This window comes from Xanthobacter autotrophicus, from assembly GCF_029991245.1.
Lineage (GTDB): Bacteria > Pseudomonadota > Alphaproteobacteria > Rhizobiales > Xanthobacteraceae > Xanthobacter > Xanthobacter autotrophicus_C.
Genome location: NZ_JAIVFO010000147.1, coordinates 1 through 11,249, shown reverse-complemented (window position 1 = coordinate 11,249; position 11,249 = coordinate 1). Strand labels below are relative to the sequence as shown.

At 64.1% G+C, this 11,249-nt stretch carries 9 protein-coding genes and 5 pseudogenes; 8 read left to right on the top strand and 6 right to left on the bottom strand.

The annotated features are described in order from the left end of the window. Positions 1-197: hypothetical protein (locus tag K9U41_RS19135; RefSeq protein WP_282642459.1), on the top strand; the 197-nt coding region annotated here is incomplete at its 5' end. 13 nt (positions 198-210) lie between these two features. Here the strand turns inward: K9U41_RS19135 and K9U41_RS19130 are convergent. The 3 genes and pseudogenes from K9U41_RS19130 to K9U41_RS19120 form a co-directional block, all read right to left on the bottom strand. Then, complete coding sequence (locus tag K9U41_RS19130) at positions 211-1,194, bottom strand: FAD:protein FMN transferase (protein ID WP_282642458.1); 984 nt, start codon at positions 1,192-1,194, stop codon at positions 211-213. Next, a complete protein-coding gene (locus tag K9U41_RS19125; RefSeq protein WP_282642457.1) occupies positions 1,191-3,284 on the bottom strand; it encodes a 4Fe-4S binding protein in 2,094 nt (697 codons plus the stop codon). The genes K9U41_RS19130 and K9U41_RS19125 overlap by 4 nt, the downstream gene beginning before the upstream one ends. Before the next feature lie 497 nt (positions 3,285-3,781). After that, positions 3,782-4,075, bottom strand: a pseudogene (locus tag K9U41_RS19120) (transposase); the annotation flags it as partial. A 183-nt stretch (positions 4,076-4,258) separates the two neighbouring features. Between K9U41_RS19120 and K9U41_RS19115 the strand changes: the two are divergent. The 7 genes and pseudogenes from K9U41_RS19115 to K9U41_RS19085 all read left to right on the top strand — a co-directional run. Beyond that, entirely contained in the window at positions 4,259-5,095 is an 837-nt protein-coding gene (locus K9U41_RS19115; protein WP_282642456.1) for an IS5 family transposase, read from the top strand. 112 nt (positions 5,096-5,207) lie between these two features. Continuing rightward, positions 5,208-5,636 carry a GFA family protein gene (locus K9U41_RS19110; protein WP_282642455.1) on the top strand — a complete coding sequence of 143 codons (429 nt, stop codon included), beginning with the start codon at positions 5,208-5,210 and terminating at the stop codon, positions 5,634-5,636. 1,098 nt (positions 5,637-6,734) lie between these two features. Then, positions 6,735-7,289 carry a peroxiredoxin gene (locus K9U41_RS19105; protein ID WP_282642454.1) on the top strand — a complete coding sequence of 185 codons (555 nt, stop codon included), beginning with the start codon at positions 6,735-6,737 and terminating at the stop codon, positions 7,287-7,289. A gap of 19 nt (positions 7,290-7,308) precedes the next feature. Continuing rightward, positions 7,309-7,854, top strand: coding sequence for a carboxymuconolactone decarboxylase family protein (locus K9U41_RS19100; RefSeq protein WP_282642453.1), 546 nt, complete (start codon positions 7,309-7,311; stop codon positions 7,852-7,854). 20 nt (positions 7,855-7,874) lie between these two features. Then, positions 7,875-8,187 (top strand): annotated as a pseudogene (locus tag K9U41_RS19095) (IS3 family transposase); the annotation flags it as partial. A gap of 192 nt (positions 8,188-8,379) precedes the next feature. Further along, a pseudogene (locus K9U41_RS19090) lies at positions 8,380-9,036 on the top strand (IS1595 family transposase); the annotation flags it as partial. A 54-nt stretch (positions 9,037-9,090) separates the two neighbouring features. Then, positions 9,091-9,614: pseudogene (locus tag K9U41_RS19085) on the top strand (transposase); the annotation flags it as partial. 4 nt (positions 9,615-9,618) lie between these two features. Here K9U41_RS19085 and K9U41_RS19080 read toward each other — a convergent pair. The 3 genes and pseudogenes from K9U41_RS19080 to tnpC form a co-directional block, all read right to left on the bottom strand. Further along, a pseudogene (locus K9U41_RS19080) lies at positions 9,619-9,849 on the bottom strand (transposase domain-containing protein); the annotation flags it as partial. Between the two features lie 233 nt (positions 9,850-10,082). Beyond that, positions 10,083-10,298: a hypothetical protein gene (locus K9U41_RS19075; RefSeq protein WP_282642452.1), complete on the bottom strand. Its 216-nt coding sequence runs from the start codon at positions 10,296-10,298 to the stop codon at positions 10,083-10,085. A gap of 4 nt (positions 10,299-10,302) precedes the next feature. Next, the coding region (tnpC, locus tag K9U41_RS19070) for an IS66 family transposase (RefSeq protein ID WP_282642451.1) at positions 10,303-11,249 on the bottom strand (947 nt) is incomplete at its 5' end.

The window sequence follows — 11,249 nt, the reverse complement described above, 5'->3', positions numbered from 1 at the left end:
CTCCCCAACCCTCCCCCGCGCCGAAGCCGGATGTTTCCGGCTTCGGCTCGTCGCAACCGAACTCGGCAAAAGCCGAGTTCGGGCGGGAGAGGGAGTTTCGCTGGCTTCAATTCAAACTGACCCACTACCGAACCGGTGCCGATGTCGCCACCGCCCCAGTTCCGCCCCTGCTCACACGGCATGTCAACCGCCCTTGAAATCTTCAAGCTCCTAAAATCCAAAGGTTTCCACCGCTCCCCCCTTGTCGATTAATACCGCCCCTGCGGTCGAGTCCAGCGCCAGGAGGCGGCGGGCGCCCGCCGTACCAGTAACCATCAAGGCGGTGGCAAGACCGTCTGCGGTCAGGCCGGAAGCCGCCTCCACCACCACCTCGGACAGCCCTTTAGGGCTGTGGCCCGACCAGGGCTCGACAATGTGATGCTCGGCGAAGTCGGGGGTCCACGCGCATTTCATGTCGCCCGAGGTGGCGAGAAACCGCTGCGGGCCGAGATCGCACATGCCCGTCAGCGTCGCGGCCTTGCGGGGATGGGCGATGCCCACGCGCCACGGATGCCGGTCGGCCGCGTGGCCGAGGGCGCCGATCTCGCCCGTATCGATGAAGGCATCGGTCAGCCCCGAGGCTGCTGCCGCCGCGCAGACGCGATCGGCAGCAAGGCCCTGGGCCAGCGCATTGAGGGTGAGCGCCATCCCCGGGCGATCGAGCACGACGGCTCCATTCGTTAGACGCACCGCGCGGTGGTCCACCTTCTCGCGCGCCGCCCTGAGCGCCGCCTCGCCCGGCAGGCGGCCCTGGCGAGCGGCGTCGTGCCAGGCGCACCAGAGCGGCTGCACCGTGGGATCGAACGCCCCGCCGCTCACTTCGGCAAGATGAAGAGAGAACCGGATGAGGGTCGAAAGGTCATCCGAAGGCGCCTCCAGCCGTCCAGCGGCATTCAGGCGGCTGATCTCCGAGGTGGGATCGAACAGATTAGCGGCCTTCTCCACCTCGCGCAGGGCGCGGAAGCAGGACACGAAGGCCGCCTCGATCTCCGGCACGTGCGGACCCACGAGGGTGAGCGAGACCGTCGTGCCGAAGGCGACGGCCGGGCGCCGCCGCGCGATGCGGGGCTCCGCCCGCGTCTCGGTTGATCGGCCAGAGAGGCTCGCGGCGGCAAGGCCGATCAATCCGGCCACCACTGACCTGCGGGTGGTCATCGGGTATTCTCCTCGCGTTTGGTGGATCGGGCGGCCAGCACCAACGGGACGCATGTTTTCAGGTCCTCGTAGATCACCACGCACTCCATGCATTGGAAGCACTCGGAATATTGAACGGCGCCCGAGCGCTCGATGGCGCCGTAGCGGCATCGGCGCTCACAGAGCCGACAGGGAGAGCCACATTCCACACGGCGGGCAATCCAGTCGAACCGGCGCAGCAGCCCGAGCAGCGCCATTAAGGCGCCGAGGGGACAGAACCAACGACAGAATGCCTTGAAAACGAACAGGTTGGCCACGAGCAGCAGCCCCGCGTAGAGCACCGCCGGCCAGGCTCGCTGGAACACCAGCGTGATGGCCGTCTTGAACGGCTCCACCTCCGCCGCCATCTCGGCCTTCGCCGGCGCGAAGACCGCCACTGCGATGAATCCGGCGAGCACCACAAATTTCAGCCCGCGCAGCCGCCGGTCGAGAGAGGGCGGCATCCGCACCTGCCGCAGGCCGATAGGCCGCGCGATGCGCTCCACTAGCTCCTGCAGGGCGCCGAAGGGGCACAGCCAGCCGCAGAAGGTACCACGACCCCAAATCACGGCGGTGACGATCGCCACGCCCCATAGGACGAGGCTCGGCGGATCCCACAGCAGGAAGGTGAGGTCGCGTGTGACGATCGCGGACTTCACGAGGCCGGCCAGCGTCACGATGGAGAGCTGCGCCTGATAAATCCAGCCGATCACCACTAGGCAGAACGTGAGGAATCCCCAACGGAAGCCGGTCACCAGCCGCTTACGACGCATGGTTGCGGGCTGGAACGCCAGGACCCCGCCGAGCAGCGCGAGCGCGCCGCCAAGGACCGCCAGGTCCCGCCTCCTGTCTTTCCAAAGGCCGCGCCAGCCTTTGACCTCGTCAGTCTCCTCCCGCTGGAACCACTTTTCTGGGAAGTGGACATCGAGCGCGAAATCGCGGGTAACGTGGACGGGGTAGATCTGCCCCTTTTTCCGGGTAACATGGAAGCTGATCTTGAAAGGATCGGCGGGGTCGAAGCCTGCGCTACCGAAGATGCGCAGGATGACGAAGGGCGCCTTCGGCGTGTCCTTGAGCGCGAGGGGTTCGTCATAGACGGCATCGCGCAGGTCGAGCGCCAGTCTCCCCTGGGTGAGGGCGATCATATCCGGGGTGGCACCGTGGACAAAAGCCTCGCCAAATGGCTTCCACCGCCCGCCCATCCAGACGATGAGCGCATGGCCGCCGTCCAGCCGCTCGGCGAGGTGGGCTGCCTGAGCCGGGCCGAGGAGGTTCTGCCCCACGGTGGGAATGTTGAGATAAGCGACGTGGATATCGACGAAGGTCGCATTGAGATGGGCCAGGGCCTCGGGGTCTGTGCCGGCCACCTCGGACCCCGCGAAGGCCTTCTCCACCTCGCCTTCGGTCAGCTTGAGATGCACCACGAGCCCCGCCTTTTGGAGGCCGGCGAAATCCTCGGTCACCTTCTCCGGCCGGACGGTGGCCGCCGCATGGGGTAGCCCACCCCCCCCGAGCTTGGCGCGCGCCGCCGCCAACGCCGCCGCCAGCACGCTTTCGTTGATGATGCGGACTGACGCGGTTGCCTTGGCGACCCCGTCGATGCGGGCATTGGCGCCATCCCGCGGCACGCCGCCGCCCGGCGGCCCGACCTTCACGTTCTGCGCCAGGGATTTGCCCGCATATTGCTCTACGAACCGGTCGAGCGGCTCCGGCCCCAGCCCATCAACGAACACCGGCTCATGCTGAGAGATGACGGAAACCCGCTGGAAGGTGCCCTCAACGCCGAGGGTGATGAGAAGGTTGGGTGGTGTGCCTGAGAAGCCCGGAATGGGCGCAAGGTCCGCGCTCTCGAAGATGTAGCCGACCAGCCGATCCTGGGTACCTTCGGTACTGAAGATGGGATAGATGGGCAGGTCCGCATCCCGCTCACCGAGCACGAAGGGCGGCGAGAACTTGGCGACGAGTTCCTCACGGCTCAGCTCTCCCGCTTGGCTGGCACTGGCGGCTGCAACAAGCGCCAGCACGAGCGACAACAGGCTCCGCAACACGCCGAGCATCTCGGCAGCGGCCATAAGCAAATCTCCCTGAGTCCTATTTCTTGAAAGTATGCTAAGGTGACAGCTATCTCCGCAACGGTACTTTGGGTCGGCTTTTCGACCAGATTCAGCCGGTCTACGATTACGTGGCAAGCGTTGCGGCGCGCTTTTTTGTTCGTCATATCAGAACTTTATCTGAACGAGGAGTTCGCCCGCCCCGGCAGGGTGCGCATTGGTTGGCAAGGCAAGGCCAAGAGCTGAAAGGCCGGACCGTTGCGCGCGGCCGGTCGGCAATCTTGGTCTCTCAACACCCGGCGCCACCAGACCCGAGAGCCTGCCAGAAAGGCAACCGAAACGCGCAGCAGGGCGCAATGTGGCGCCCTCTCCCGGGCGGCGGCAAAATTCCGTGTTTGGGTCATACGCATCACCTCGCGAGAAGCTGTGCCGTATATTTGCCCGCCGATCCAAGGCGCGCCCGCAGCGAGCGGGGCAAAAATTGCGCAAATGAAAGAGTTCTGATATGTGCATAAGGCTCATCCCTGAGTCTCCGATGCTATCAACATCTCGTAGGTTGCGGGCGTGATGGCGACGCCGATGGCGAGGATGGAGCGGAAGGCGGCGTGTCGGGTCCGGCGGCGGTTGAACCGGAACACGAACTCGTCGAGGTAGGCTTGCAGGTGCTGGGGTCGCAGGCCGTGGTAGACGCCGAGTGCCCAGGTCTTGAGGTTGGAGAACACTCGATGGACCCAAGGCAGCTCGATATGGGCGGCCATTTTGCCGACCACGCGGGGGTCGTGGGTGAGGTCGGGAGCGCCCGGGTAGGCGGCCGCTCGACGAGCGCATTTGAAAGCCAAAATGCAACTGTAATGCTAACCGCTCACTCTCCACTCCCGCGACGGCGGGTTCGTTCAATCCGTCTCAAACGCCCGCTTAGAGGCCGATTTAAAAGGAGTTGAGCGATATCAGCAGGTTGTGCTTCCCGTTTGGTGTTGAATCAAATGGGGTTTCTGATGGCCTGGACCGATATCTCTCGCGCCGAGCATAACCGTGACCGTCTGCGTTTTCCAAGTGATCTGACGGACCGGGAATGGGCTGTCGTCGCGCCGCTGATCCCCGGTCCCAGGCACGGCGGGCGGCCGCGTACGACGGCGATGCGCAATGTCATGGAAGCGATCCTGTTCATCGCCTCGAGCGGCTGCCCATGGCGCATGCTGCCGGGGGAGTTTCCGCCGGTTTCGACCGTGCGCGGCTATTTCTATGCTTGGCGCGACAGCGGCCTTCTGGCGACGATCAACCAGCTTCTGGTGATGACGGCGCGCGAGCTCGCAGGCAAGCACGCCCAGCCCACCGCCGGCATCATCGACAGCCAGAGCGTCAAGACCACCGAAAGCGGCGGGGTTTGCGGATATGACGCGGGCAAGAAGATCAAAGGGCGCAAGCGCCACATCATCACCGACACGCTCGGCTTCCTGATCTTTGTGCGGGTTCACCGGGCCGATATTCAGGATCGCGACGGCGCTCCCGACCTGCTCAAGGCGGTCCGGTTCCGCCATCCATGGCTGCGCCACGTCTTCGCCGACGGCGGCTATGCCGGCGACAAGCTCAAGGGCGCCATGCGCGGCCACGGCTGCTGGACCATCGAGATCGTCAAGCGCTCCGATACGGCCAAGGGCTTCGTCGTCCTGCCACGCCGCTGGGTGGTCGAGCGGACATTCGCATGGCTCGGACGCTGCCGCCGCCTCGCAAAGAACTGGGAGAAATCCATCGAGAGCGCGACCGCATTCGCTCACATCGCCAGCATCCGCATGCTCACGCGACGCATCGCAAGACATTGCCAAAACGTGTGAACTTTTGAATCCGGCTCTTAGGTCAGCCAACTTACCCGATTCACTCCGGGACATTGTTGACTTTCCGTCCACCCATCGTCACCATCCAGGCCCAAAATAAGCGAGGAAACTCATGTCGCAGACTTATAGAGGCGCGTGTTTCTGTGGTGCAGTGACGCTAGAGGTCACTGGTGCACCAGAAGCGATGGGCTATTGTCATTGCGGTTCCTGCCGCTCCTGGTCGGCGGGACCGGTGAATGCCTTCACCCTCTGGACGCCGGACGCGGTGAAGGTGACGCATGGCGAGACGGAGATTGCCACCTACGCCCAAACTCCGGCCAGCGAACGTAAATATTGCCGTAGATGCGGCGGGCATTTGATGACGATGCATCCCGGTTTCGGGCTCATGGACGTCTACGCAGCTACACTCCCTGACCTTGAATTCAAACCCAGCGTGCATGTGAATTATGCCGAGACTGTGTTGCCAATGAAGGATGGGTTGCCGAAGTTAAAGGATTTTCCAGCCGAGCTTGGTGGCACCGGTGAGACGATAGGCGAGTAATGTGATTTTCTCCCGAATATAAGTGTTTCATCTCGGCTAGTAGTGATGAATGATTTGTTCCTGCTGAGCGAACGGCAGATGGAGCGGATCGCGCCGTCTCCCCTTAGTCCCACGGGGTGCTGCGGGTCGACGATCGCCGGGTGGTCAGCGGCATCGAGTGCGTCATCTGGCATGGCCACCGGTGGAAGGATGCGCCGAAGGCTACGGTCCGCACAAGACCCTCTGTACCGCTTCATCCGTTGGAGCCGGCTCGGCGTCCTCGACAGGAACTTCGCGGCGCTCGCAGGCGAAGGGCCGAAGCCGGAACACATCATGATCGATGCCGCGTACCCTAAGCTCATCGCACGGCGGCAAGCCAGCTCAAAAGGGGCTATACCCAGCCATATCGGGCGCAAAATGGGCGTGCTTAACTCCAAACCCCACACCGTCTGCGATGGCGAGGGTCCCTGATCGTGATGCTGCTGTCGGAAGGCCAGATGAACGACCACAAGGCGTTTCGCCTTGTCTTCGACGCCCTGCCTGCGGCCAGAAGCCTGATCGCTGACCGGAGCTATGACAGCGTCTGGCTCCGAGACGCGCTCCCCGCCAAGGCATCGCCCCCAGCATCCCTTCAACCAGGAGCCGCAAGCGGCCCTTCGCCTACGGCAAGGACCTCTATCGACAACGGCACAGGTCGATCACGGGGCAGCTTGAACCATAGGATAGCGTTTTCTGGATCTGCGACGTGCGGCAAACAGACCATCGCCTTCGCCGACTGCGGCCTCAACCTCATCCACCCGGGACAGGTTCCCTGCGTCGGAGCCGCAGGAAGCTGAGCGCGACCTTGGCCGGAACTTGCCGTCGCGCCGGCAAAACGCCGGCGAGGGCGCACAGATCCAAACTCCAGCCATTTTGCGGTAAAATAGAACTTGCCGCTCGGGAAGCCAGTAGATTGACGTGTCGACTTTCTAGCGTTAGAAAAAATCTTCCAATAAGATTAGCGTTGATTCTCCATTCGAGAATTTGGAACACATCGTTGGATCCGAAAAATCTGACAAGCTCGACGCACAATGGTAAAATTTCAATGTCTGAGGTCTTTAACTTGGGAGAGACGACTCCATGCTCGGTATCGGTAGCACCCTTCCTGCTTTCTCGGTAGTCGGCGTGAAGCCCGGCTTCAACGTCCATGAGGAGAATGGGCAGTCGGCCTTCGAGACGATCACCGAGGCGAGCTTCCCCGGCAAGTGGAAGGTGATCTTCTTCTATCCGAAGGATTTCACCTTCGTGTGCCCCACCGAGATCGCGGAGTTCTCCCGCCTCGCCAAGGACTTCGAGGATCGCGACACGGTCGTGCTCGGCGGCTCCACCGACAACGAGTTCGTGAAGCTCGCCTGGCGCCGCGACCACAAGGACCTCAACAGGCTCCCGATTTGGTCGTTCGCCGACACCAATGGCTCGCTCATCGACGGCCTCGGAGTGCGCTCTCCTGATGGCGTGGCTTATCGCTGCACCTTCGTCATCGATCCGGACAGCGTGATCCAGCACGTCTACGCTACCAATCTGAACGTGGGCCGCAACCCAAAGGACACGCTGCGCGTTCTCGACGCTCTGCAGACCGACGAGTTGTGCCCCTGCAACCGCGAAGTCGGCGGTGACGTGCTGAAGGTGGCCTGAGCCAGAAGGGACCGACGGGATGTCCATTGACGCCCTCAAGGACCGGATTCCCGTCTTCGCCAAGGACGTGAAACTGAACCTCTCCACGCTGACTCGCGAGGAGAGCCTTACGCCCCAGCAGCTTTACGGGCTGTTAGTGGCGTGCGGGATCACGACCCGCAGCCCCACGGTGGCGAGTGCGCTAGAGGCGGAGGCTGCCCCTCACCTCTCGCCCGCCGCCATGGATGCTGCCAAGGCGGCGGCGGCCATCATGGCCATGAACAATGTCTACTACCGCTTCACTCACCTCGCCTCCAACAAGGCTTACGAGACGCTCCCCGCCAAGCTGCGCATGAGCGTCATCGGCAATCCGGGGGTGGACAAGCCCGACTTCGAGCTATGGTCGCTGGCGGTCTCCGCCATGAACGGCTGCGGGCGCTGCATCGATTCCCACGAGAAGGTGCTGCGCGACGCGGGCGTTCTGGAGGTGCAGATCCACGCGGCGGTGCGTATCGGCGCCATCGTCGCCTCCACCGCCGTGGCGCTGGAAGCTTCCCGGGAGGAGTTTCCCGTCACTGTCAAATAAGCTGGACTGATCCACCAGTCGGCATCCGATACGCCGCCCGAGGTTTACGTGTGGCTTTGGCCGCCCTCGGGCATCACGCCGTCCAAGAGGCGCGCAACAGGGATTGCTGGGACAATGCGCCCCTGTAGAGCTTCTTCCATACCCTGAAAACCGAGCGGGTCTGTCATTGCATCTATGCCACCAGGGCGCGAGGTGCGACGGGACCTGTTCGGCTACAATAAAAGCTTCTACAATCCCCGTCGGCTGCACTCAGAGCTCGGCTACATCAGTCCGGCCAAGAAGGAATGCAGTGCGCCTGAACCACGTCCACTTTCTCGGGGCACAATCACCTAACTTTTCCTGCATAGAATGAAAAATTCGTTTGGGCGTGGGCAGCAAAGGAACACAGCATTGCCGCGCCTACAGTAGCCAATTATATGCACATAAGGCTTATCCCTGAAGCTCCGGCGCCACCAGATGTGGTGACGCGGCGCGAGGCGCGTGGTAGAACATACCACGAACATCACAGCCTCGGAGTGTCCAGCGATGACCGACTTCCCCCGCTCGCTGCTGGAGTTCCAGCGGCGCTTTCCCGACGAGGCGGCCTGTGCCGCCTACCTGCGACACCTGCGCTGGCCGGAGGGATTCGTGTGCCCGACCTGCGGCAGTACCCGGGGCTGGGCGCTGGCGACCAAGGCGCACACCCACGAGTGCGCCGACTGCCGCAAGCAGACCTCGGTGACGGCCGGCACCATGATGCGCGGCTCCAAGCTGGCGCTCACCGTCTGGTTCTGGGCCGCCTACCTGATGGCCACCCACTCCAACGGCAGCTCGGCCCTGCAGGTCCAGAGGCAGCTCGGCCGCGGCTCCTACAAGAGCGCCTGGCTGCTGTGCGCCAAGCTGCGCCGCGCCATGGTCGCGCCCGAGCGCTCGCCCCTGGCCGGCCTGGTCGAGGTCGACGAGGCCACGATCGCCTGCCGCACCAAGGACGACCCGCCGGCCGGCGGCGGTGGCCGCAGCCACCAGGGCAAGCTGCTCATCGCCGGCGCCGTCGAGGTCGGTGACGGCGGCCCCAATGGCGGCCCAGGCCGCATCCGCCTGGCGCAGATCCCGGACTTCTCCGCCCGCAGCCTGCACGCCTTCCTTGCCGCAAACCTCGCCGCCGGCGCCACTGCCAAGACCGACGGCTGGGCTGGCCTGCCCCCTGAAAAGTGGGCCTCCGTGAAGTAGGCTTTCGGGCCTTTGGAGGATGGCGCAATGGCGCAGAAGAAGCACAAGCCGGAAGAGATCGTCGGGAAGCTTCGGCAGGTTGACGTTCTGGTGTCGCAGGGGCGATCCGTTGCCGAAGCGATCCGGGCGATCGGGGTGACGGCGTTCACGTATTACCGCTGGCGCAAGGAGTTTGGCGGGCTGAAGAGCGACCAGGTCAAGCGGCTGAAGGAACTCGAGAAGGAGAACGAGCGGCTGTGCAAGGCTGTCTCGGATCTGACGCTCGAGAAGCTGATCCTGAAGGAAGCTGCGGCGGGAAACTTCTGAGCCCCGCCCGGCGCCGTCGCTGCGTCGAACACGTCGTGAGCAAGCTCGGCGTGTCGGAACGGCTGGCGTGCCGGGTTCTGGGGCAACATCGATCGACCCAACGCAAGGTGCCGGTGAGCCGTGCCGACGAGGCGGCCCTGACCGCGGACATCGTCAAACTCGCCACCCGGTACGGACGCTATGGCTATCGCCGGATCACGGCCTTGCTGCACGCCGCCGGGTGGCCGGTGAACGGTAAGACCGTCGTCTTCAGGCCACGGCGCTGAGGGCGAGCCGTGCCGGATAGGCCCATGGCATGAGGTCGTCGATGCGGCTGTTTGGATGGCCGTTGACGATGCGAGTGATGACGTCCGCGAGGTAGGCCTGGGGGTCGACGCCGTTGAGCTTGCATGTCTCGACGAGTGAGGCGATGACGGCCCAGTGCTCGGCGCCGCCGTCGGAGCCGGCGAAGAGCGCATAATTCCTTTTATGCAGAGGTCTCCATAAAAGGAATTATGCGCAGCACCTGATTATGTGCAGTTCGTCGCGGGGCGCGCCGCGTTTTCCGTGGCTGGGCTGGGCGAAGGCGGGCGCTCATACGGTTCCGCTCTGTACATAATCCTGATCTCCTTCCGGGCTGGTTCAGCCTGACAGGAGGTCAACATGTCCAAGGAGATCGTCGTCCAGCCGCAGCCCCGCGCTTGGCGTAAGCCTCCGGCGAGGGCCGCGGGACCTCAGCTTTCGGTCGTGTGTTGATCGGCGATCAGATCCCTGAGGGTTTCGAGGCCGAAGGACATAAAGGCCATTGTCTGGCGTTCATCCGTGTCGTGGATCCAGACGAGGCCGTCCTCCGGATCCATCTGGTCGGCGAGCGCCCAGAGCCGATCTTCGGTTTCGCCCAGCATTTGGGCTGCGAGCGCGATGGTGAAGACGTTGGCGTCGGCGGCCATGCGGTCAGGCGGCTTCACACTGTCCGGAGCTGCCGGCTTGCCAGTTCCATGGCAATAGTTCGGCGAGCCGGCTCTGCGGCGTCCCCGCGATGCGGGCGAGCACATCGGCAAGCCAGGCCTGCGGATCGACGGTGTTGAGCTTCGCCGTGGTGATCAGCGTCGCCATGGCGGCGGCGCGCTCGGCGCCGCGGTCGGAGCCGGCGAAGAGCCATGCCTTCCTTCCCAAGGCGAAGCCGCGCAAAGCCCGCTCCGCTGCATTGTTCGACAGGCAGGCACGGCCGTCATCAAGGACGGTTGCAAAGCCGTTCCAGCGCCTGAGCATATAGTCGATCGGCTTGGCAACTGACGCCGATCGGGACAACTTGAGGCGCTGCTCGCCGAGCCAGGCGTGCAGGTCATCGACGAGAGGCCGGCTCTGCTCCTGCCGGGCGTCGCGACGCGCCTCAGCACTCAAGCCGCTGATCCCGCGTTCGATGTCGAAGAGAGCGTCGATGCGCTTCACCGCCTCCAGGGCAATGGGCGACACCGGCGCGGCGCCGGGCCCGCGCCGCGCGCTTGCGGCGATGTCTGCGAGTTCGAAGAAGCCTCTCCTGGCATGTGACCAGCAAAGCGCCGACGTGACCGGTCCGCCCGGACGTGCGGGATCATACAGTCCGTTGTAACCGCCGTAGGCGTCGGCCTGGAGGATGCCCCGCCAGCCCGCGAGGTGTGCGTCCGGATGCTCCTGCCGCCTGTCGCGCGAGGCGAAGTAGAGGGCCGCCGGCGGGTCGGCGCCGCCGAAGGGGCAATCGTCGCGCACATAGGTCCAGATCCGGCCCGTATCGGTCTTGCCCTTGGCCAGGATCGGCACGGTGGTGTCGTCGGCGTGCAGTCGCTCCGCCGCCATGACGTGCCGGGCGATCAGATCATGCAGAGGCCTCAGCGCCGCAGTCGCCGCACCGACCTGATCGG